Raw genomic sequence first — 24,502 nt, 5'->3', positions numbered from 1 at the left:
CCTCAATAAAGCTACTTATTCACAATTGACAATTATCCATGAGAAATGTTATCGGCCTTGCTAAAAAAGTATTAGGTATTCACCCACAACAAGGCGTGAAACCTTTAAATAATCTTGTCCATATTGGCTCACATTTTCATGGATACCATCTACCCGATAACTTATTAACCAGTAATTCTATTTGCTATTGCATTGGCGCTGGCGAAGACGTTTCGTTCGACACCGAATTAAAAGTTATTTATGATGCCCAGGTGTATATTTTTGACCCGATGCCTGAGGGTATCAACCATTTCCGGAAACTCAAAGAATGCGTAAAACAGCAGATTCCGCTGACTATTGAGCCAACAGTGCCTTTTACGTACCGAATATCTGATGAACAGCTGGAGTCGATCACATTTGTTGAAATCGGTGTATGGGATCAGAAAACGAACCTAAAGTTTTTTGCCCCAGAACGTGACGATTATGCCTCACACTCGCTTTATTTATTTCAGGAATCAAACGAATATATAGAAGCCCCCGCCGATCGATTAAGTAATTTAATGACTATGCTGGGTCATAGCAGTGTAGACGTTGTTAAACTTGAAATTGAAGGAGCCGAGTATAAGGTTATCGATACAATTATTGATGATAAACTAGACGTAAAAGTAATACTGGTAGAATTTGACGAAGTTCACAATGCGAATGATAAATCATTTCATTTTCGAATAAAGAAAACCTGTGCTAAGCTAAAAAAAGCAGGCTATGTACTAGTTCATTCTACCCACAATTTAAAACGTACATTTATTCGAGAAGACGTGTATAATTCACTAAAAACATTAGAGCGTGCTTCTAAGATTAAATCGTCCACCCAACAACAGGCTTTGTCGTATTCGTGAGCAGATAAATCAATTAACTAAAGTGTACAAAAAACGCTGACTCTACCAGAATCAGCGTTTCCCATGCTCAAATTCTAATCAATAGCACAAACCATTTACGGGTTGCACTCCACCAAACATTAATACGCTCTCTATTGAGCTAACGTTGCATTAGCTATCTTTTCTTAGTAGTCTATATAGTTCTGCTTGCGCCATATCTCTGATTATCAATATCAACTAACCAGCTATTCAGGTATTTCAACCTGTCGTTACACGGGCATCAACGTAGATGAATCTGTTGGTCCAACCTGATAGAATCGTTTCCCGCAGTCCCGACAATGATAAGCTTTGCAGGGAATTAACTTCATTACTTGAGATCGGTCTCTTGGGACAGGATACGGATTACCACACCGTGGGCAACTGGATATATTCTTAAAGGATGTTAGTAACGAAACCGGAGCGATAGCACCCGTCAGGAGAAGAATAATTTTGAACGTCATGGTCATAGAGGGAGTTGACCAAATTTCGCCAAAAAGAGGCATTTAGCCCTCCAAAGACCATTAGTATTCGCGTATGTATTTATTAATAGGCTATCAGGTCACGCTAGAAAACAAGCTTCAAAATTCCTTCTGCTACGAACCAGAAAAGTGAAGCCGAAATGAGCAATATCAGCGTCCAGGGACCAGGGATCGGTAGTGTTTTCTTTGTCGTTTTCATACCTCAAAGCAAAGAAAACGAGATAAAGGCGGCTTTAACCAGGGATTAAATTTAGATGAAAAAGGGCCTTAATTCATCCTGAAGCAAGACCATTTTATTAACATATGTCCACCCATTAGACTGCCACAGCAGGAATTTTCAATACATCTCATAAGGAGTTTCGCTCATAATCTTGTCAGCGTAACTACGCTTGATAGTCTTATTAAGCACCATACCTAGCCGGGCACGGCTCTGAGCGAAAACCCTACTTACTTAAGCCTGTTTTATTCGATGAATTTTCCTTTACTTTGCACTTTCCATAAGTGTAAATGCCTACATTAACCTCAAACCCCATTTACTTAAACAAATTAGATTATTTACAGATATTATCACCTAAACTATTAACTATCAGACTATTTATTAACAACTAGATATCTATAATCTTTATGAAAAAAGTAACTATATTATTATTTATCTCTTTTTATTTAATAAGTAGTTGTACTCAATCGATTAGCCCGACCACTGTATTTGATGTAGTTGGCTCATATGAACTTACTGAATATCAGACTACATCACTAATTGATGAGACTCCCACTGGAACCGTGAGCATAACACAGGTAGATAACCAACATGTTAATATTCTGGTCAAAGGCACCTCTGGAAAAACAAAGATTAACTATTCCTATTCGAATGTTACAGTAGTGGCTTACGATAAAGAAGCATACTCCTTACAATATAAAGGCAAGCAGATTGGACTAGCAGGAAACGACGGGATTAGCCGATATGTCAGTCTTTACCCTACAACTACGATTACGATTCAAGCTGTAGAGTTCTGAACTCACTTATTCTAGTCAAAATACTGCTCCAGGTGAGTGAGTATACTACCGTAACGTCAAGCGGATTACTAGAATTAATAGCCCTGGCACCAGAAATGCTGGCTCTATGGTATTAGAGGCTTTAAGCAAGCTCACTATAGCTCCTTCACATAACTCTTGGGAGACTTAAAATAGCCTATCTGGAAGAAACGCTGGCGACAGGATGAACACTGCAGGGTTCTACCAGGTATAAGTTTCAACAGCCCAACACGGCGGATTCGGTGGGTGTCTAGATTGCCACACTTGGGACAAGTACCAGAAAAGCGAAATGATTGAAATAAATTAGCTGACAAAACAGTATTAATGGGTGGAATGAACAATTTACTTCAGACGAACAGAGTCTAAAAAGTAACAACGATCAAATTGATCTAAAATGGATAATCTGACCATTAAAAAATTTATGATAAAGATCTTGCTGCTTGAAAGGTACTGAACTTACCATTAGGGCATCCCGCTTGTTACGGCTGGTTTTACTCTCCTATCCTGATCACGTTTCGCATCGCGACCTCCATGGATAACTACAGTTCTTATGGACCTGGGTAGGATCTCCCGAAAGTTTGTACTATCTGATAATCCTATTTAAAAAGTTACTTTGCGAATGATTGAGAAAAAAAGGCTAACCGCAACGCGAATAGCCTTTCTAACTCTAAACTATTTTGCCCAATGGTGGGAAGTTAAAAAAGATCGCCAGCAATAGAAATCACTGACGATCTAACTCTTTCCCATTTCAAGAGCACCTCAAATTTACTAAAAACCGTAGATACAAATACAGAAACTCGTTTTTTAATAGGTAACTTTTGTAAGTCGTAGCCCACATAGAAGGAAAAGCAGGCTGGCTGTCAATCGTCTGGCTCCATTGAAGTAGACTTTTTTTTTACATCTATAAATCCAGATGTATCAGCTGTACCGTATGTATAATGAGTTAGTTGGCTTTTCTTTTCGACATTATATGGCTTGATTCCTCTTTGGAGTTAAGCCTTTTTTATTTTAACTCTAATTGTAGTGTAGAATCAAATACTTTCTAAATCTAGGCCCCGTCAATTCGCAAACAGAACACACCAAGAACGGATATTCATAGGTTTTATCGAAAATCCAAGTCGTATAGTGAATGATCATAGTGCTGAGCCTCTTGCAGAAAAACAGTTCAAGCATATTTAAATCACAAAAAAAGTCCCGTAATTACCTTATTTACAGGCAACTACGGGATTCTTTTTTGCAGAGAGGAAGAGATTCGAACTCTATTTTTTTGGTTTAATATGAACCAATACGAACTTAAATTACTCATTTACTGATACTTATAAATCATATTACTTCGCAAAAATCCGCAAAAAACCACAAATTGTTGTACCTATGTTGTACCAATTCCGTATCTTTATAGTGTTCTCAATCACTTCTCATTATGGCTAAGGTTAAAATTGTTTTGCGTAAGAAACCCAACAAAGACGGTACTTTCCCTCTGGCGCTTCGTATTACGAAAGATAGAAAAACATCTTATATCTATCTCAAACACAATATAAAAGAAAACGAATGGAATGAAGCAGAACAGAGCGTTAAATCATCGCACCCCAATTCTAAACGTCTGAACAATTTCATTTTAAAAAAGAAACACGAGGCAAGCGACAAATCAATTGAAGCGGAAACACAGAACGATGATATTTCGGTGAAAGCCATTAAACGCAAGGTAAAGCCAGTAACTGGAGCAACCTTCGTCCCACAAGCTCAGCTTTTTTTAGATCGGCTGAAAAATGCCGGGAATTTCAATGTTTACGCTGCCGAAAAATGCCGCTTAAAAATATTTAAAGATTTTATAGGTGGCCACGACATTGCGTTTTCAGATATCACTGTTGGTTTGTTGGAGAAATTTAAGCGGCATCTTAAGTCGGACAGAAAGATCAGTGATAGAACGATTGTAAATTACCTGATTACTATTCGGGCAGTTTTCAATCAAGCTATTAAAGAGGAATCTTTGGATAAAAAATATTATCCTTTCGGTGGCGAAGATAAGATCAATATTAAGCTTCCCGAAAGCACCAAGATTGGTATCAGTCTGGACGATGTTGTTAAGCTTGAAACAGTCAAACTGACCAATCCAACTCATGACCACGCCCGTAATCTCTGGCTTACCTCCTATTACTTTGCAGGCATGCGCATTTCCGATGTTTTGCGGTTGCGATGGTCTGATTTCCAAAATGAACGCCTGCATTACACAATGGGTAAAAACAACAAGGTGGGTTCATTGAAGCTGCCTGAAAAAGTTCAGCGTATTCTGGAGAAATACGAACCATTAAAGACCTCTCCCGACGATTTGGTTTTCCCGAACCTGAAGGGTCTAGATTTGAAAAATACCTTTGAGGTCAAAAAGAAGATTGCCTATGCCGTTAATCGCTGTAATAAGATATTACAGGAATACATTACCCCTATTGCCAAGATACAGGGAAAGCTCACCACGCACGTAGCTCGACACACATTCGCGACGCTAGCTGGCGATAAAGTACCCCTGCAAATGCTACAAAAATTATACAGGCACAGTGATGTCAGGACGACAATGGGCTATCAATCTACCTTTATCTACAAAGATGCCGATGAAGCGCTGGAAGCAGTGATTGGCTCTTAAAGCTTCTATTTGAATAGTTAATTTGGCATACCGAGTCGAAGAACGTTTAAGATAAATGAGTGTCTTATGAACGAGCTAAGTAGTTCATAAGTATCAAGTCGAAAACCACCTTTTTAAGAAATTCAAGATACCCTAACAATACTATAACACGGGGTTAGAATGGCCTCCAAATGATGATTAGGATGAAATGATCTCCCATAAGCGGCTAAATTTAGCCCACATCAATAGCAAGGTTGCTATAAACTCCGTCAACTAGCTATTCAAGCTGATGGAAGTTGGCGGTGAAACATTTGGGAGTATTTTTTATACGTATTAAAGGCAATAGACTTTTGTGAATCCCAGTTACTACAGGAATTGTTGCGTTAATAATTACTATGCACTACAATTCCTGCTACAAGTAATTAATAAATAATATATTAGCAATTTATCGAACAATCGGCTAACTCTAAGTTTTAAGATTGTTGACTTCTGTAGCTATATAAATTACAGCTACAGAAGTCACATCTGTAATCTAATTGTTTTTACTTATCCTCCACTACCGCCACCGTTTGATAAATAATGATTAATTTTGATTTCGGGATGTGTCATTGTTAACTCCGTTTAAAATTTGCTATTAGATTCATGCTATTAAGCAACGATATCTTAGCACTTGAAATTGAAATTTCAAATACTGATTTATCCTTCCCCTTACCTGAAAGAAATACTGTTTGTACCTTAGACAAAAGTGGGTCAAAATAGTTTATTCTCAAAATTTCTGGTACTCTATCTTTAAATTCGACGACAAATGTGTAATAATCTATTACATTATCATATGAAAATCCAGAAGTTATAAAATCTTCTTCATCCAAATACATTGTATTCATCTGTGTATAACTTAATTCTAGATCAAATGGATCATCATTTTTTAGAGGTTTATCAAAAATTACAAACAATTGCTTAACGTTGTCTTTGTCCTGATCCCTACAAGTAACCTTTAGATCTACATTGTTAAGTAAATCTTTACAATACATTTTCATGCTTGCTTTGGCTGATGGCACCGATGATACACTATTGAATGACATCATGGGCGATTCATGGGGATGCTGATTTTTTCCTTTAATATGAAATTTATTGTGCAAATCCGTTCCGTCCACAATGGCATGATGAATTAAAGATGAAAATAGTAGTGATTTATTTTTACTTTTTAGTGCATCTGTTAATAATTGAAGCTGGGCTCCTGCATTTATAAGCATATCTTTTCTTTCGATATCCGCTTGAGGATTAGCTAAAATACCTCCTATTGATTTTTGTAAATGGATTCTAAAGTCATTCTTGAATTTTTCTATATTATCTGAATTGAACTCGCTGTATAAGATACCAAGTCTTTTTAATTTATTTTTAAATTCATCGATTTTCTTTTTCTCCTTTTTCTGAAAGTTTGTTAGTGCACCACTAAGTTTTTTAAAGTAAAATAAGATTTTCACATTTTCACCAGCTTTGAAACGAGAATATGCAATATCAAACTCTTCTTCTGTACCAGAATCAGCTTTTGCTGTAGGGGTTCCAAACCTATCCCACATCAAGCCGATGAATAAATCATAAGTGTAACCAACTTGGTCATTAATTGTCTCCTGTGCATAAGAGCCACTTGCCGAAGGATACGTATCATTCTCCCATCGCAAAACATCTACAACAGAATTATGAGAAAATCTAATTTGTCGGTTAAGTTCATCAACGATAGAACAAATCAAATCTCGTTCGTCTGTTAATCCCCCAGGTGATGATAAAAAAGCTGTAATGTGTTGAACTAAAGCTGGCATGAATAATATGTTATTAAAAAGGCAAAAAAGGTTACATTTTTTCGAATTTTGCGCTTTATTGATGAGAGCATTTAAGGTTTTGAACAAATAGGGTACAGTCACTTGTTTGGCATAGTATATATAATTCACCCAAACAATTTTATATATTTATTAAACCAAGACCTTGAGTATTTTTTTGCAATTATGCCATTTTTCATCAAAAAGAGTTTGTAGAAAACTTTAGTACAGCTTAGGGAAGATGTCTGACGGTTTTTCTTTAACAGAGACAATGGTGTTTAGGATCGCTAATATTAGCACGACTGTGTACTGATATTATACTACTCGAGCCCCAATCCGACATATTTTTGTAAAAATGATTAGCGACTTAATCTATTACAAGGGGAAATTTCCCGTATCTACAAGCTTAAAAAAGTTACAAAATAGATCATTCTAAATTTTATCAGCTAAATCCTCACAGTACTTAATCAACTTTTATTGGCTATAATAAACTAACAATCTATCCAGCCACTGGGTATTTCTGATGTATAGAATTATACATGATCCGTATGATTCAAAGTACCTCGTCTGGACAAGCTAAAGAGTATTTCAACGAATCTTTGCACCAATCCGATTATTATCTCAATAATCAAGAACAGCCTGGCCAGTTCTATGGTAATGTAGCCGCTCGTTTTGGCATTGTGGGTGTAGCGACACAAAACGCCTTTCAAGCTCTCTGTGAAAACATTAACCCAGTTACGGGTCAGGCTCTCACTCCACGTAAGAGAGACAATCGCACGGTTGGTTACGACATTAATTTCCATTGCCCAAAATCCGTTTCCATCCTGCATGCCCTGACCGATGACAATCATATTCTGAATGCGTTTCAGGAAAGCGTTCAGCAAACTATGCTGGACATTGAAGCCGACGCTCAGACACGAGTTCGCAAAAATGGTAAAGATGGAGACCGACTAACAGGTGGACTGATCTGGGCGGATTTTATCCACCAAACGGCAAGACCCGTTGATAACGCTGTGCCTGATCCACACCTCCACTGTCATTCGTTTGTGTTCAATGTGACATGGGATGCGGTTGAACAGCAGTTCAAGGCGGGGCAATTCCGGTCGATCAAACAGGATATGCCCTATTATCAGGCGAGGTTTCATAAACGACTGGCCGATAAGCTGGTTGAACTTGGCTATCGTGTCCGGCGCACCGACAAAGCCTTTGAAATCACTGGTGTGCCGGAGCATATCATCGACCTGTTCTCCAAACGCACCAACGAAATCGGCCAGATTGCCAAAGAACTCGGCATTACCGATCAAGCCAAACTAGACCAATTGGGAGCACGAACCCGCGCTAAGAAGCAAAAGGGTCTAACTATGAACCAGCTCAAGCAAGAATGGCGCAGACAAATATTCGCGCTGGGCATGCACGATAAAGACGAAGGCGATCAACCGATCCGTTTTGCCCCAGTCAAACCTGTAGCATCGCCCTCCCCCAAACAATGCGTCGATCATGCGTTGGCGATGCGGTTTGAGCGGGTGTCGGTCATGCAGGATCGGCGAATTTTGGAAGTCGCCTATCGGCAGGGTCTTGGCTTTCCAACGCTGACCGTTGAGCAAATTACCAACCGCTTTGCAGATGATAAGCGCATTATTCGGGTCAAGGATGGAGCCAAAACACTCTGCACGACCAAAGAGGTTTTGCGTGAGGAGAAACGGATGGTGGCTTTAGCGCATCAGGGCAAAGGCAACCTGCCTCCACTTTATCCAGTTGCCCCTGTAATTCCATTGGAAGGCGAACAACATGAAGCAGTATCCCATGTATTGACCACTACCAACCGCGTGTCAATCATCCGAGGACGAGCGGGAACCGGCAAAACCACATTGATGAAAGAAGCCATTCGACTAATCGAGGAAACGGGGCGTAAAGTCACAGTCGTGGCCCCGACAGCACAAGCGGCACGGGGCGTGTTGCGGGATGAAGGATTTAACGAAGCCGAAACGGTTGCCAAACTACTTTCTTCTTCGGAACTGCAAGCAGGTTTAGCCAATGGTGTGTTGTGGGTTGATGAAGCCGGATTGTTGGATACCAAGGATATGACCGCCCTGCTCACGCTAGCCATTAAAAAAAACGCACGGCTGATTTTAAGCGGGGATACCAGGCAACATAGCAGTGTCATGCGTGGGGATGCTTTACGGATCTTAAATACCGTTGCGGGTATCCGATCAGCCGAGGTTAGCCGCATCTATCGGCAACGCAATCTAGACTACCGCAAAGCCGTTCAAGCTTTAGCCGATAACAAAGTCGGAGACGCATTTTCTACGTTGGATGGCATGGGAGCGATCATTACCCTTGATCCGGCCAATTCCTTTACCGTCTTAGCCGATGATTATATGGCTACTTTGAAAAAAGGGAAAACGACTTTGGTGGTTTCACCGACGCACAAGGAAGGCGAACAGGTCACTAAAGCCATTCGAGAGAAATTGCGCGAGACAGGACGGATTGCCAGCGAAGAAACAGGCGTTGTGCAACTGGTCAATACCAATTTGACATTGGCTGAAAAAAGTGATCTGCGTAATTATCGCTCCGGTCAAGTCATCCAGTTTAACCAGAAGCTGGCTGGCATCGAGCGCGGTTCGCGGTGGGTAGTTCATTCTGTGGCCAATGGCATAGTCCATATTAAGGATACCAGTGGCAAGCACACATTCCTGCCCTTGGATCGCATGGAGCAATTCGACGTGTACCGACCCAGCGAAATCGCGCTGTCGAAAGGCGATAAAGTACGCATTACCCGTAATGGATACGATGCAAATAAAAAACGGCTGACGAATGGGCAAATGCTGGATGTTATCGCCATCGCCCCCAATGGAGCTTTGCGCCTACACAACAAGGCAAGCAAAGCCACTTATACCGTTCCAGCCCATTTTGGCCATATCGCACATGGCTATTGCCTGACCTCGCATGCCGCACAAGGCAAGACCGTCGATGAGGTGTTTATTGCGCAACCGCCCAGCACCTTTTCGGCCACCAATCTCAACCAATTTTATGTGTCGGTGTCACGGGCGCGCGATGGTGTACATATCTATACCGATGATAAACCCGCTTTGTTAGTCCATGCCTCTGAATTAGGAAATCGGTTATCAGCATTGGAACTCGTGAAACGCAGAAAGTCAAGGCATAAAGCAGTCGAGTATTTAATCCAAGCAGCACGACCCTTACCACCGAAAGTAAAACCGTCAATCAAGCGTATGGAAACTCCAGACAAGCCGAAACCCATTCAGCGAAAGCCAAACAATCGTGCACCCCGTCCAACTCTTTAGAGCGAATTTCGCTCAAGATGAGGTGACAGATGAAGAGAGCGATAAACCGGTCGGTTATGCGATTGGTAGCACAGAATTGTATGATACGGGCAGTAGCGTACGTAACCTCTATTTTGTTTGGGAGGATGGAAGACGTACCTTTTTCAATTATTCCGATCTTGCCTGGGGCGATCTAATGCTCACTGACAGTGTGAACGTGTTGCTGCTTTACTTCGGTGGACAGGTCGTCACCTTGAAAGGCTATCAGTTACGCTCACTGTTCGAATTGCTATCTAATCATATCCCAAAAACCATTACAGCTCGCAATCCCCGCTATTATATTGACAAGGAAGCTCAGCCTATATTCGTTACCGAAATTCACATCAGAAGCGAGTGAATTAGGCTTTGAAACCACCATGTGGTATTATACTGTGTGCCCAGGAAGTCACTCACTGAGTGAAGCACCGGTTACCAGTTGAATATGGCTCCATCCAAGAGCCCATAGAATAAGGGTTAATAAGCCGGATGGTCCGATGACCATCCGGCTTATTCGGTTTAATCCGTTTTAAACTTATCTCGACGGATGACTAAGGTAGCATCTGGGCCACCCATATGATTTAAGGATAGGGCCGCTAGATTGATCTTTAGATTAAGACCTTTCTGGTCACCGTGTTCCCACGCTGCACCGACTTTAAACCAATCGGATTTGTCTTGGCTGCCTTTGGGGTTGACAGCATAAATGATGTGGGTTGGATAGTGGGGTTTGATTTTAGGTTGTGTCGTCATCATCAAATCTCCTTTCTATTGTTGTTGATGATGGAAGCTATTGAATGCAAGAAAGCTGTGACAGCTCCCCGAAAGTCAAAAATCGATGTGCAATGTCTATTTTTGGCTGAAGTCTAGAACCTTGTAAGGTGGGATGAGCGCCATCAAAAGCGATTGCATTAAGCTACCATCACCTATCAACCGACAAAGAAAGGGTATGAAGTCAAGACAGAACGATAAACATAGATCTATACTATTATACATTGCCCAAATGCGCGATTAACAAAGAAACATCTGTAAATTAAGGTCACTTGCTTTTTGTGCATGGAATTAGCATGGTGAATAAAGTGATCTCCATAGTTCAATACTTACTGCCAAGAATGGCTTTATTCCTTTTAGTCAACGCTAAGTCTAGATAAGGTTTCGCTTTGATCTGTCGGTTGATGAAAAATTGCAGACTATCGAACGCAAATGGTTGACTGGAACGAGGTGACGATTTCTTATTCGCGTCTAAGTAGGCACTGTCCGTCAGCATTTTTATTTTATCAGCGGTTTCTTGACAGATATACCAACCCAAGGGGAAATTAGTATCACTCCGTTTCAATTTTAAATTGATGTAAACGGTTTTCTGACTAAATTTCCCACTCAAACTTTTATACAGTTTATCACGCGTGATGCTGCTTCTCCCCCACGGATTATACAGACTGGCAAGTGGTTCTCGAATCCCTCGCAGGAAATGGATAATTGGGTCTGAATCCATTTCTTGCTCCGCCGTGGAGTTTTGAATGAAAATAATATAAGGCACTACTTCGATTCCCCTCTTTTTTAGCGTATCCATTCTAGGCCTAAGTGTATTGAGAATCTGAAGGGTCGTTTCTATACCTGTATTATCAAAATAGCCTCCGTCTGTTACATGCCCAATATCTATAGGTCTTGCGTTTTTTCGCTCTCTTCGGAGCCAACCTCCCCCAGTTACCACAGGAAAGCGAGCACACAATAATGCCGCTGTTTTGGCAGGAACCGAAGTATTAATCGTATCTAATACATCCAGTACGTCTGTAAACGGGCCTTGATCTTTCGTTAAAGGGGCAATGTTGATGTTTGTTGTAATGACTTTTTGGCCTGATTCAGCGAGCGTTCCATTCAGGAAGAGCGCTGGTAATATGCGTTTCGTCGTTGACGACTTGCCTTTCCAGATATCTAAAAAATTATGCTCCAAAGTTGGCAACCCTAAATCCTGCTCATAGCCTTTGCCCCAGGAATTTTCAAGCCATTTGGTTCGATCTAAATAAGAACAACGAAAAGGTAATACACTTTGCAGCGTGTTTAAAAACAGCATTGCTGCCACTACAGGGGCTAAATAATCCTCATGCAGCGATTGTTGAAAATACTCATTGTTTAGTTTATCTTTTTCAAGATCACCGTTTACCAATTGATCATGTTGGTAAGCCGTGTAGAAGGTGCCTCCCACCCCACCTCCCGATACGCCACTGATGGCATATAAATAATTATCGAATTCGGGAATGCGTTTATTTAAAGTAAGTAGCATGTCTGCCGTCCAGTTCATAGCTCGTATTCCTCCCCCTTCAGCTGCCACCAGAATCATAGGCAATGTCTGGTTTTTCTTTGGTTGATGCGCTTCAATCCACGCATCAAAATGATCGACTAAAATAGGACGTGTATTTGGCGCATCTCCTTCTACCGTCTGAATAAGTGAATTATCGTTAACACGGGAAAAGAGGATGATCAAAATAATGGCACCCGCTGTCAGCGGGCGACTTCTATTGTTGTTGAAATAGATAACCGGCGAAACCACTAAAGTGAAAAAGGCTAACCCAAATAGAAAAACAGCCGCTGTTCCTACCACTGGCGACACGGTATAGGAAAGTGGCGTAAAAAATAGAACGACACTTGCCATGACGAGAAAAACGTTGATCCACAAATTAATACGGATATCCGGCTCGAACTGATGTAGATAATCGTCTTTAAATGATTGTTGAGCAGTCAGCACCTTCTTCGGCTTGGTTTTACCGATCATCCAGATATGCAGATAGAATTGCAAGCCGAGTGCTAAGATGAGTACAAACCAATATCCAAGTGACTTCATGAAAGGGTGAGCCTCATGATCAGCCAATGCAGTAGTCGTAATAATGTATGGTCCTATTGAAAGAAAGAGAGGTAACCAAGTACAAAGCCACAGCACCGGGATATGCGTATTTGTCGGAACATCTTGAGGAGCTCGTTCCAATAGTAAGCGACAGCATGTCAACAGGGTGAGTGACCAAACGAAAACAGCCCCTATCACAAACCAATAATGAGCGCTCGTAAAAACAGAATCATTAAGGGTCAGTGCAAAAATAAGCTCCTTCGCCTGATCGGGCTTAGTTAAAACAAGACCACCTAACACTAAGACCAGGATAGGCCACAGAACATTACGCAAAACTCGTAGGACGATACTATAAGCAGGCCACTTTTCTTCGGCAGGCATGATTTGATAGGGTCAAAGATGAACAGAAATGCTCGACCAATGCTTGCTTTCTTATTAGCGAAACATCGACAAAACCGTTAAATAAGGTATGAAATTAATCATCAAGAGGATATCATTTCAACGGGAAAATTCCCCTATTCTCCGATTAGCCCTTAACCAGAAGGCCCTTGTAGGTGATAGATATAATCAACAGCTTTCTGCGCCTGTGAGGCAGCCGAAAAAATGAAGCGCTTATCGTTTTTTAATACCTGGAGCCAGGATTGTACGTAAGCCGCATGATGCGATTCTGGTACGGGTTCAAAGCCTAAGTCAGCGGCTAGAAAACAAGCGCCTAATTCGGCCACGAGTTCCTCTTTGGCGTAACCTTCATCACCATACGTTTTACGACCTAAATCCCGATCTAAGCGTTTAGGGTGTTTAGTCCAATGTGTCAATTCATGGGCTAACACCCCATAATAGCGAACAGCTGTTTCAAAGCTTTCGAACGGCGGCATTTGAATGCTGTCCGTACTTTGCGCGTAATACGCTTTGGAAGCAATATAAATTTCCGCTTTCGTCTGCGCAAAAAACTGTTCGAGTTTCGGATTGCGCGTCTGCTGATTGATAACAACGGGTTCCAGGGTTTTATAAAAGCCGTCGGATAAGCCATCAATTTGGGCAGCATTGAAGACCGTGTAGCATTTGAGAAATGGAATACGATTGGATTTAATGTCGCCATTGGCATCCTCTTCTGCTTTGGTAAAGGTATCGGCAAAGACAATCTGAGTTCCCTTCTCCCCTTTGCAGATATTGGCTTTCATCTGGTTTGCCTGTTTGAACGTCATCCAGTAAGGCGAGGTAAAGCCTCGTTCACTAGCAACATTCCAGAGAAGGAGCGTATTGATCCCGGTGTAAGGAATATCGTTCCAACGTAGCGGACGCATGACCTGACCAGCTAAATGCGCAGAATTCCAGGGCTTGCGCCACGATAAATTTCCCTGTTCCAGATCATCTAGAATTTTAGCCGTGACACGGGCGTAAATATCCTGTTGAGAGGATACAGGTGAACTGGATGTTGGATGTTGCTTAGTTAGGTGTGCATTTTGAGTAATTGGATTGGTCATGGATCATGCTCCAGAGGTTCGAGGTTGTGTGGGAGAAAACCTGGCTGCTTAGCGAGCGAACCAGCGAACATCGCACAGCCAGAATGTTGTCGCGCAAGGACGGTTGCAGACTTGGGGAATCCACCGCATCGGCGGACCGCCCAGGAAAAAATTGTGGTTGGAGAGCGATTGGCGTCGGATATATCCTGTAAATAACCTCTCCTCTGGGGTATTCATGCCAACTGCTGATCTTGTTCAATGCGGCATAAGCCTGCATCAGCAAAGGAATAGTAATTGCTCGGCGTAATGGTCCAATACAGCGGTGTTGAGTAATTTGCCGCAATCAGCGAGTTTGCGGGTCAAGGCTAAATCTTGTTGGCTCGGTTGCTGGCTCCCCGATGGATGATTATGCGACAGAATAATTCCAGAGGCATTGGCATTTAAAGCTGTTACAAAAAACACTTTTGGATCGACAAGGCAAGCACTCATACCACCGGTCGCAATGTCTGAAATCGCTAAACAATTGTTCTGGCAATCCAACAGCAAGATTTTGAACTGCTCTAGCAAGTCCAGTTTAGTTTCACCCCAAGCTTGGAACGGATAACCTGAATTCGATCCTGATACGGCGTTTTGTTACGATAGTGGATTTCGACTTCGGCCACTGTAAAAAGCGATTGAAGACTCATCTGCATTGTTCCGACCTCTCAAGCTGCTGAACGTAGCGTATGGCGATACCAGCTATGAACATTGTCATGAAGCTTGTACAATTTGTTCATTGGCTGATGGCAAGTCCCAATTTCCGTTTGCAAAAACTGACTAATGGAATTGGTTGCCTGCTGACCAAGATCGGTATTATTCAACCAGCTATACGCGGTTTGGTAGCCATACTGACGGATATAAGCAGGCACCTGAGACAGACAGGACCAGGTGTTCAGAATAATTACATCTTCATCCAGGTCTGTTCGATTGAGGTAGCTCAGCACCGATAGAAAATCAAACCCTTCCTTGAAGAGATGAATGCCGTTAGGCTTCGGAACTCGTCCGCGAATAAAGGAAATCGTCGGTAACCCAATCGACCGCTCCAGATAAGCGGTACGCAAGGCAAAACCACCTTCGACGGTTGGCAAACCAAGGGCAATGAAATCCTTACCTGTTTGTCGGTTGCGGGCATGGATTTCTTTCATGTACCGACGGGCAAGCGACAAGGCGATCCCTTCCCGCTCCAGATAATGGAGCAGACCAGGATATTGAATTGTTTTTTTATGTCGGAGTTCTATTCTTTGCCGATCAATCGGATCGGCTATCGGCTCGGGCAAACAGACGCTCATATTAGCTATCCAGCGCAACGCGTCTAGTTCGGTATGGGCTTCCCCACGAAACCGCAGGTATTGAACCACCCACTCGATCAGGTTGCCATTTGAGATGGCTGCATCTGACCAGCGATTAGTGAGTCTATTAACGATCAATGTTGACCGCCGTTTGCGATCCCAAAGGGGCGTATAATAAAGGATAGGTCCTTCACAACGAAGGGGCTTCAGATCAAGCTTGCCTAGAATTTCGGAAATAGGTATCGTATTGGCATGTTCTGGGTCCATTGCCCTCTCCATCAAACCGGGTGTGAAAATGTGATCGGGGACTAGGGACGAGAACGTTTTCGTAGAGCGTTCTCGTCCCACCTTTTAGTCCACTAGTCGTTGGTCGAGAAATTGATCCAAATCCGCTAAACGATAATGCACCAGTTTGCCCACCAGAATCGGATTGAGATGCTTTTGTTTGGTGCAATCCCAAACCGCTAACGTGCCGGGCGAAACACCTAGATAACGAGCCGCCTGTTTGCGATTGAGTAAGGGATTGAGCGTGTTTTTGTGGGCCATTGTTGAAAGCTCCTGGTTGAAAAACAAAAACAGTAAGCCGGACATAGCATTGGCCATGTCCGTGATGGATGGTAGCTAAATACTTTTGTACTGGTCTGTCAATTCAATTGCAGTTCCATTAATGGTCAAACGTAGTTGGATGTTGTCACCCATTGTTTTTTGGGCGCCTACAATGATATTGTCTGATAATACGACTTGCGCTTAATCGTCATATTTCTGTAAAAACTTGGTTATCAAAGCCTAACCTGATTTAATATATGATTTTTTCGTCCTGGATTTTACGAGTTGCCATGTATACTAAAAACTGATCGGACCTGCGCTTTCCCATCCACTGTTACGGCAATGTGACTGACGTATCCAAACAATACATACATGGAAAGTACTACCCGATTTTTCCTAATAACCATACCACCGTATGAGCATACATCATGATTGATTTTCCTCAAAACCAGCTTGTGGGTTTCTTACGCTTAGAGCAGGTTCTAGAACTAATTCCAGTGAGCAAAGCCACCTGGTGGAATGGCTGTCGAAGTGGCCAGTTTCCCAAACCCTATAAGCTGGCTCCGCGCATTACGGCCTGGAGAGCGAGTGATATTCAAAATTGCTTGAACAGTTTTCAATGCGGCAATTACTGACTGGCCAACATGAGTTATCCTCAATATGGTCTCCAGGGCAAAGACAATTTGGGATGACTCATGTTGTAAAGTAATCTCACCTACTCATCTATTAGTAGGGCAAAATAAGACGATGATTTGTGAGATGGCTATTTGCTACAGATAAATACATCAAAGCAAAACTCGACATAAGAGCCGCCATCAATCTCTCTGAATAGGCGTTTAATGCGACACATCCTGCCTTGACCCGTCCTGAAAAGCGTTGACCGTTGTCCGATCCTGAAAATAAGTTGTCAGTTTTTGAGTCAAAAAATATTGGCTCATCTTAATCCTGATATAGCGTTGTCAAAGTAGATAAAACGGATGGGCTTACCCAAATTGGCCTTGGTCTCGGACAACCTTGGACCGTTTATATACTTTCGGTTTCCAGTGCTTTTTCAGCGGTTGCTCGCTTTGATGAGCCATCACTGGAGTCAAGTATCCACAGCTCATGTGGGGACGCAGATGGTTGTAATTATAAATACTTTTATGAACCGCTTTCTCAGCTTCCTCAAAAGTAATGAACACTCGGTTTAGCCGGAAATCCGTCTTTAGAATTCCATTGACCCGCTCCGCGATTGCGCTTTCATAAGGGTCTCCTTGCTGAGTTATACTGATCAAAATGTTTGCCCCTTTCAACTTGCGAACGTAGTCAAAACTACAATATTGGCTGCCTCGATCAGAATGGTGAATTAGTTCTTCTTCCCTTTCCAAATGAGTTAATAGAGCCATATCCAATGCTTTGAGACTGCCTTCCGCCGTCAAGAATGGATGAAGACAGTAACCCACAATCAGCTTTGAATAAGCATCCGTTATTAACGATAGATAGCCAAATCCCAATCCAATATACAAGTAAGTTATATCACTAACCCAAACTTGCCTGGGAGCATCTATAACCCTATCAATAAGCAAGTTAGGGTATTTATGTAGACGGTGATTGGAATCCGTTGTTTGTGGCGTCTGTCGACCCTGACGGATAACCATAGCATGATTGTATAAGATCTTGTGCAACTTGTCACGCCCTAATTTGATGCCACTTTTGGCCAGCGGTTCTGCCAGCAGAAGATGTAATTTCCGGGTGCCCAAACCAGGAACGTCTCTCCTGAGAGCCGTCACCAGGTCCAGTACTAACATCGCATGGCTCACCGAACGCTGAGCACGTTGTTTTCGAGCGTGAAAAGCTTGTCGGCTCACACCAAACAGTCGGCAAAGGCTTCCGACACTCACCTTTTCTATCTCGTTTTCACGAAGGTTTAAGACCGTTTGGTGCCAGACTTTTTTCTGATTGGTACATTTAATTCTTTTTCAGCAGTCTCAATCATGGTGTTGAGCGCCAGGATCAGCAGATTGGCTTGCTGTAGAGTCTGTTCCAACTCCTCATTTCGCTGTTTTAAGGCGGCCATGTCGCGTTTTTGTGCTTGCTTCATGGCAGGTAAAGTTAGCAGGCCGGTCTTCATCTTCTGGCGATAGAGTTGGACCCAGCTGCGCAGTGTATGACCACTGTGAATTCCTAAACCATCCATCACTTGGCTTACTTCTTCCCCGCCAAAAAGGATACGAAAAACGGCGGTCTCCCGGAGCTGCTCACAGTACTGAAAGCGACTCAGTAGGTCGCGAATGTGATCTTGCATGGTTGTCGATTTTTGGTGAAAATCTGACAACCTATTTCAGTGTAAGACAAATGAAAGTACGAAAACGTATAAGGGTCTATTCCACTAAAAACGTTCGTTTGTATTAGGAAAAGGTCAATAAACTTTGCAACATTCGAAATTAATTATTTCATTTGTGTCCCTCTAAAAAGGGGAAGGTTGACTAGCCTCTTCAATTTCTCTGGATTAAACCGACGATGATGGGAGTCGGTTAAATAACATATCAATCTCCGGGCAAAGAGGCTGCTTTGGGGTTGGATTGCAAACTTTAATTGCTGTTCAACCAGTAAGCAGTACTACTATGTCTGGCAAAAATCTTCCAAAGCTCCCCAAAGGGAGTGTTCAGTCTACGAACTGGCTTCAAATCATTAAATATATCGTTTGGGCAACAGTGCTTTTAGGGTTAGCTTTAGCTGCTAATGAGATCGCTGTGGACTTTAAGGCGACTAATATTGAACTTCATATCCGTCGCAAATGAACTGTACCGTTTGGGTGTTTAATTTTTACAAACGTATGGCTAAGGTCTTGCTTCCTTTCGTACTTTACTTCCTAAAGTACGAAAAGACAAGTCTCAAAATAGGCTCTTTGGAGAAACAAAAATGAATCATACTGAACTGTCTTTGCCCACTCATAGATGCAAAATTCGGCATGACCATATTTGATCCATTATATTTGCTGTAGGGCTTTATCTAGTAGATCAGCATAATCCTGCATCATTTTCTTACGCTCTAGTAAGTAATCAGCGCGGTTATAGGCAGAGCGGATTTTATCGCTGTCTTCATGGGCTAATTGCCGTTCAATCACGTCAGGCGGATACCCTTTTTCATTCAAAATTGTACTGGCTAGCGATCTAAATCCATGGCCTGTCATGCGGTTTTGATAGCCCATGCGTCGTAAAGCCATTAGCACGACACCGTTACTAATGTGCTTGCTCTTGCTGGCTCCGCTATGAAAGATATGGTCTCGATGGCCAGTAACGGGTTGTAAGACATTTAGAATGGTGATGGCTTGTCGTGATAGTGGCACGACATGGGGCCGCTTCATCTTCATGCGTTCGGCGGGGATATGCCATTCGGCACTCTTCCAATTTATTTCTGACCATTTGGCACCGATGAGTTCACCGGTGCGCACAAACGTCAGAGCCAATAACTTCATGACTGCAATAGTGAGGTGATCACCGCTGTAAGCCTGGATGGCCTTCATCAAAGCCGGCAACTCTTTTGGATGGATGCAAGCATGATGTTTTTCTCTGACTGTGGGCAAAATATCTCTCAGGTCAGAAGCGGGGTTGTGAAGGCATAAACCGCGCTGAGCCGCATACCGAAAGATTTGGCTGGTCATTTGTTTGACCCGTTTGGCGGTTTCAATCGTACCCCGTTGTCCGGTTTTCTCCACGACACGAACAACGTCTGGTATCGTAATTTCGGTTATGGGCAATGCTCCGATTAATGGGAACACATACTGTTGAAGGCGTGTTCGGCATTGCTTGTGGTATTTATCTTTCAGTTCTTTTCCTTTCACGGCTAACCATTGCTGGGCTACTCGTTCAAACGTGTTTTCACCTTCAGCTATTCGGCGCAGTTTTTCAGCCTTTTTCTCACGAGTCGGATGTTTACCGATTTGTTGCTGTTTCCGAGCCTCATCGCGTTTGTCTCTGGCTTCGGCCAATGACACAAGGGGATACCGACCCAAGGCCAGCATTTGCGGCTTACCGTTGTAGTAATAACGCCAGCGCCAAAGTTTGCCCCCAGCCGGTGTTACTTCCAGACAAAGCCCACCACTATCAGCAATCCGATAGAGCTTTTCTTTGGGCTTAAGGGCCTTAATGGTGAGTTCGGTGAGCGGCATTTATACCACTCATTCTACTCATATTCGTATTGAATTACAAGGAATCTGTTTAAACGCAGCTAAACGCAAAAATCAATGAATACAAGGGCTTGAGGTGTATTCTTAGGCTCTATTGGACGGTAAAATATGAGTAGATGGCTCCTCGAGCAGAAAACGAATAAATCTTATAATACCTTGAATTCAATCCGAAAATAGAATTCGGAAAAAAAATCTACGCATTTTTCTACTCATCCCATACTTAGGTTTTATTGTACTATAGTAATTTAATAACTTGCAAGGTGTCAAGCAGACATATGTTTCGGTCCCACTATCAGCCCAAGAGCCGAAAGCAGCCAAAGCCACAGCGGGATATTTCTGAAAGGAATAACGATCTTGCGTAGGACCACTCAAAAGTAGATAGTAGCAGCGTTACAGTGTTTTGAAAACCTAGCGTTTGGCACCGCAGCTTCGGGCATAGGAAAATAATTATCACACCACACAGATAAATTAGTAAGTGCAATAATGATTTCTAAAATATTATTAGATCAGGTAGCTAGCTATACTGAAAAAGTCGAATTTGAACCATCTGAAATTAATTATTTATATGGAAGTAATGGTACTGGAAAAACGACAATATCTAATTTAATTGCAAGTCAAGATTTGTTCACAAATTCATCAATAAATTGGAAAGCGTCACAACTTGACACCCTTGTATATAATAAAGTTTTTGTAGAGGCCAACTTTGGACAAAGTAAGAAAATAAAAGGAATTTTTACGCTTGGGAAAAATTCTGTTGAAGCATATGAATATATAAGTAATATGCAGACGAAAATAAACGCTATTGATAATGAAATAATCAATCTTAATAGAAGCTTAGTAAATATATCTAACGATATTACTGCTAATGAAAATGCTATTATTAAACGTTGTTGGGCGTTAAAAGATACATATGATAGCAATTTCAGTCCAGCATATATGGGACTTAATAGTAATAAGAAAAAGTTTTTAGATAGATGTATAGCAGAACGCGCAGTTAATAAAGAGCCATTATATACTGTCGATGAAATAATAGCGAAGTGCCATACTATTTTTAGTAGTACTATTAAAATTGAAGAAAATGTTCAGCAATTCAATTTTGAAGATTTGCCGAGTATAGAATTCCCTGAAATATTATCAACTATAATAATTGGGAAAGAAAACGTTAATATAAGCGCACTTATTACTAAGCTGAACAATAGTGATTGGATCAAAGAAGGTGTGGGGTTCTTGGAAAAATCCGAAAACTTTTGCCCGTTTTGTCAGCAAGAAATGACCGTAAATTTGCGCGATGAAATTGAGAATTTTTTTGATGAAGAATATTTGGAAAAATGTAAGCAGCTAGAAAATTATAGATTGTTATATAGTAACTATGTAGAAGCAAAAAAAATACAGTTAAGAAAAATACTTCAGCAAAATATATCAATAATAGATACAAATTTGTTAATTGCGAAGGTCCAAATATTTGCTGGAATAGCAGATAGCAACTTATCGATTATCGATAAAAAAATAAAATACCCAAGTTTGCTCGTCACTTTAGCTTCACTAACTCCCAGCTTAGAGGATATTAAACTTGTAGTAAATTCATATATTGAAAAGATCAATTTAAACAACAATTCTTTCAATAACTTAAAAGCTGAACAGGAAAAGCTTAAGAAAGAAGTATGGCGTTTTACAACTAACGAATTAGATATAGATATTGAAAGTTATATAAAAAACGCTGATCGTTTTATTAAAGGTAAGGAAGGAATTACAGAAAAAATAAAACAATCTGAAATTCTCAAAAACTCTCTCCTCACAAGTATTCGTGGTAGAGAATCAGAGGTAGCCAATACTGCGCATACCGTTAATGAAATCAATAAAATTCTGAAACTTTTTTCGTTTACGAATTTTAGTTTGGCCCAAGCGACTGAAAAAGGGTTCTATAAAATTATTCGTGAAGATGGTTCGGAAGGCCATGAGACTTTAAGTGAAGGTGAATACAGATTTATTACCTTTTTATATTTTTATCAATTGCTCAAAGGTAGTACATCTGATTCTGGTGTGACTAGTGATAAAGTTGTCGTATTTGATGATCCTATATCAAGCCTTGATAGTAGTGTATTATTTGTAGTTAGTAATCTTATCAAAAATGTAATCCAAAGCTGTAAAAATAAAACTGATGGAATAAAGCAGGTTTTTATTTTAACTCATAATGTTTATTTTTTCAAAGAGGTTACTTTTAAAGGAGCTAGAAACTCAGCAAAATGGGTAGGGGAAACTTTTTGGGTTATAAAAAAACTGGGCAACAAGTCTAAAATTATTAAACACAACTCTAATCCGATTAAAACATCCTATGAATTACTGTGGAAAGAAATAAGTGATATAAATCATGTTAGTAACATAACAGTTTTTAATACCTTAAGGCGTATACTTGAATATTACTTCAATACTATAGGTGGTATTAATTATGAGGAATGCATAAATAAGTTTGAAGGTGAAGAACAATTTATTTGCAAATCATTACTCTCTTGGATAAATGATGGCTCTCATTCAACTCATGATGATTTAGTATTTCATGTTGAGAGTGAAGATGTTCAAAGATATTTAGAAATATTTAGGCTAGTTTTTGACAAAATGGACCACATAAGTCATTACGATATGATGATGAGAGTAGTGAATGATTAGGTATGCATTTTTTATTGATCCGTGCATTATAGTGCTCTCCTAAACTTGGACAGTAGCGATAAGTGTAAAACCAATAACTTAGACCTACAAAATGTCCAATTATGGCCAAAGCAACTCGGCGCGTTCACGACGCCCAATTCAAGACCAAAGTCGTCTTGGAAACCTTAAAGGTGCACAAAATACTGGCTCAACTCAGTAGCGATTTGGTATTCATGCCAGCCAAATTGCTCAGTGAAAACAACAAGCCTTAGAGGGTTTACCTACCCTATTCAATGGGCCAGTGAGTCCGTCTATGACAGAGCACGAACGGGAGCAGATCGAAGCCCCCTTGTTTCAACAAATTGGGCAAATGAAAGTAGAAAACGACTTCCTCAAAAAAAATTACGAACGACTTAGTCAGTGACCGGCATCGCCTGATTGAGCCTGATAATGATCAGTTGAGTATTAGCCAACAGTGTGAGTTATTGGACATTCCTCGCGCTAGCTACTATTACCAGCCAGTGGGTGAATCAGTAGCGAACTTGGCCTTAATGGCACGGATCGACAAACTCTTTACCGACCGGCCTGAATTGGGTGTGCGCCGAATGCAGCAAGAGCTAACCACAACCGAATACCCTATCAATCTCAAACGAGTACGTCGGCTGATGCGGTTGATGAGCTTGGAAGCGATCTATTACAAACCGAATTTGTCTAAGCCTGTTGAAGGGCATCAAATTTACCCTTATCTGTTAGGTGGAGTAGCCATTGAAAAGCCTAACCATGTTTGGTCAACGGACATAACCTACATTCCCATGGCCAATGGCTTCTTGTATTTGTGTGCCGTCATCGACTGGTATACCCGGTTTGTGCTGAGTTGGCGGTTGTCGAATATGTTGCAAGTTGATTTTTGCATTGACGCTTTACAAGACGCGCTTAAGTACTGGGGCAAGCCTCGGATTTTCAACCGCGCAGGCGGCCCCGACCGATCAAGGTAGTCAGTTCACCAGTCCTCGTATTTCAGCCCCTTTGAAAGCGGCTGAAATACAAATCAGTATGGATGGAAAAGGACGAGCGATTGATAATATCTTTATCGAGCGGCTATGGCGAACGGTGAAATACGAACATGTATATTTACACGCTTACCCAGACGGTTTGGCTTTAGAACGCGGTTTAACGAAGTACTTCCATTTTTATAATTATGGTCGTAAACACCAATCTCTGGATTACCAAACTCCAGCTCAGTGGTATATTGAAGGGATAAAAGGGATGAAAAATACAATTCCTTAGTTGGCTGGCATTCTCTTAAATTGACCCGCTAACTGTCCAAAGGTTGGGGAGCACCACCTTCCTAGCCTTTGGCTAG

17 protein-coding genes and 1 pseudogene are annotated in these 24,502 nt (G+C 41.4%); 8 read left to right on the top strand and 10 right to left on the bottom strand.

Features of this window, described 5'->3' with window-relative positions; translation table 11 throughout:
• The first annotated feature begins 38 nt into the window (after positions 1-38).
• From H3H32_RS11540 to H3H32_RS11530, 3 genes are all read left to right on the top strand, one after another.
• The gene (locus tag H3H32_RS11540; protein WP_182462849.1) at positions 39-875 is read left to right on the top strand and encodes an FkbM family methyltransferase; all 837 of its coding nucleotides are present in this window, start codon (positions 39-41) and stop codon (positions 873-875) included.
• 1,121 nt (positions 876-1,996) lie between these two features.
• Positions 1,997-2,386: a hypothetical protein gene (locus H3H32_RS11535; RefSeq protein WP_182462848.1), complete on the top strand. Its 390-nt coding sequence runs from the start codon at positions 1,997-1,999 to the stop codon at positions 2,384-2,386.
• A gap of 1,438 nt (positions 2,387-3,824) precedes the next feature.
• Positions 3,825-5,039 (top strand): site-specific integrase, encoded by a 1,215-nt coding sequence (locus H3H32_RS11530; protein WP_182462847.1) that lies wholly within the window; start codon positions 3,825-3,827, stop codon positions 5,037-5,039.
• Between the two features lie 590 nt (positions 5,040-5,629).
• On the opposite strand, the gene H3H32_RS11525 is transcribed toward H3H32_RS11530, so the two are convergent.
• Positions 5,630-6,838, bottom strand: a complete 1,209-nt coding sequence (locus tag H3H32_RS11525; protein ID WP_182462846.1) for a DUF4062 domain-containing protein — start codon at positions 6,836-6,838, stop codon at positions 5,630-5,632.
• Between the two features lie 545 nt (positions 6,839-7,383).
• Here H3H32_RS11525 and mobF point away from each other — a divergent pair.
• Positions 7,384-10,140 (top strand): MobF family relaxase, encoded by a 2,757-nt coding sequence (gene mobF, locus H3H32_RS11520; protein WP_240543752.1) that lies wholly within the window; start codon positions 7,384-7,386, stop codon positions 10,138-10,140.
• Positions 10,118-10,516 (top strand): hypothetical protein, encoded by a 399-nt coding sequence (locus H3H32_RS11515; RefSeq protein WP_182462844.1) that lies wholly within the window; start codon positions 10,118-10,120, stop codon positions 10,514-10,516. Before mobF ends, H3H32_RS11515 begins: the two co-directional genes overlap by 23 nt.
• Before the next feature lie 158 nt (positions 10,517-10,674).
• Here the strand turns inward: H3H32_RS11515 and H3H32_RS11510 are convergent, their stop codons facing one another.
• From H3H32_RS11510 to H3H32_RS11485, 6 genes are all read right to left on the bottom strand, one after another.
• Positions 10,675-10,908 carry a hypothetical protein gene (locus H3H32_RS11510; RefSeq protein ID WP_182462843.1) on the bottom strand — a complete coding sequence of 78 codons (234 nt, stop codon included), beginning with the start codon at positions 10,906-10,908 and terminating at the stop codon, positions 10,675-10,677.
• Between the two features lie 337 nt (positions 10,909-11,245).
• On the bottom strand, positions 11,246-13,372 hold the full coding sequence (locus H3H32_RS11505; RefSeq protein ID WP_182462842.1) for a hypothetical protein: 2,127 nt from the start codon (positions 13,370-13,372) through the stop codon (positions 11,246-11,248).
• 152 nt (positions 13,373-13,524) lie between these two features.
• A complete protein-coding gene (locus H3H32_RS11500) occupies positions 13,525-14,475 on the bottom strand; it encodes an ArdC family protein (protein ID WP_182462841.1) in 951 nt (316 codons plus the stop codon).
• Between the two features lie 255 nt (positions 14,476-14,730).
• Complete coding sequence (locus H3H32_RS37470) at positions 14,731-15,021, bottom strand: JAB domain-containing protein (RefSeq protein ID WP_240543751.1); 291 nt, start codon at positions 15,019-15,021, stop codon at positions 14,731-14,733.
• Between the two features lie 137 nt (positions 15,022-15,158).
• Positions 15,159-16,130 (bottom strand): DUF8464 domain-containing protein, encoded by a 972-nt coding sequence (locus H3H32_RS11490; protein ID WP_182462840.1) that lies wholly within the window; start codon positions 16,128-16,130, stop codon positions 15,159-15,161.
• Positions 16,131-16,133: 3 nt separating this feature from the next.
• Entirely contained in the window at positions 16,134-16,385 is a 252-nt protein-coding gene (locus H3H32_RS11485) for a helix-turn-helix domain-containing protein (RefSeq protein WP_240543750.1), read from the bottom strand.
• 371 nt (positions 16,386-16,756) lie between these two features.
• Between H3H32_RS11485 and H3H32_RS11480 the strand changes: the two genes are divergently transcribed.
• Positions 16,757-16,963 (top strand): helix-turn-helix transcriptional regulator, encoded by a 207-nt coding sequence (locus H3H32_RS11480; RefSeq protein ID WP_182462839.1) that lies wholly within the window; start codon positions 16,757-16,759, stop codon positions 16,961-16,963.
• Positions 16,964-17,311: 348 nt separating this feature from the next.
• On the opposite strand, the gene H3H32_RS11475 is transcribed toward H3H32_RS11480, so the two are convergent.
• The 3 genes from H3H32_RS11475 to H3H32_RS11465 all read right to left on the bottom strand — a co-directional run bounded on the left by H3H32_RS11475 (position 17,312) and on the right by H3H32_RS11465 (position 20,478).
• On the bottom strand, positions 17,312-18,280 hold the full coding sequence (locus H3H32_RS11475; protein WP_374191835.1) for an IS3 family transposase: 969 nt from the start codon (positions 18,278-18,280) through the stop codon (positions 17,312-17,314).
• The gene (locus H3H32_RS11470; RefSeq protein WP_182462837.1) at positions 18,235-18,612 is read right to left on the bottom strand and encodes a transposase; all 378 of its coding nucleotides are present in this window, start codon (positions 18,610-18,612) and stop codon (positions 18,235-18,237) included. The genes H3H32_RS11475 and H3H32_RS11470 overlap by 46 nt, the downstream gene beginning before the upstream one ends.
• 684 nt (positions 18,613-19,296) lie before the next feature.
• Positions 19,297-20,478: a tyrosine-type recombinase/integrase gene (locus tag H3H32_RS11465; protein ID WP_182462836.1), complete on the bottom strand. Its 1,182-nt coding sequence runs from the start codon at positions 20,476-20,478 to the stop codon at positions 19,297-19,299.
• 501 nt (positions 20,479-20,979) lie between these two features.
• Between H3H32_RS11465 and H3H32_RS11460 the strand changes: the two genes are divergently transcribed.
• Positions 20,980-23,160, top strand: coding sequence for an AAA family ATPase (locus H3H32_RS11460; protein WP_182462835.1), 2,181 nt, complete (start codon positions 20,980-20,982; stop codon positions 23,158-23,160).
• Between the two features lie 101 nt (positions 23,161-23,261).
• A pseudogene (locus H3H32_RS11455) lies at positions 23,262-24,426 on the top strand (IS3 family transposase).
• Positions 24,427-24,502 lie beyond the last annotated feature (76 nt).

Source organism: Spirosoma foliorum (genome assembly GCF_014117325.1).
Lineage (GTDB): Bacteria > Bacteroidota > Bacteroidia > Cytophagales > Spirosomataceae > Spirosoma > Spirosoma foliorum.
Note: the sequence above shows the minus strand (reverse complement) of the source record. Positions and strands in the feature narration are given on the sequence as shown.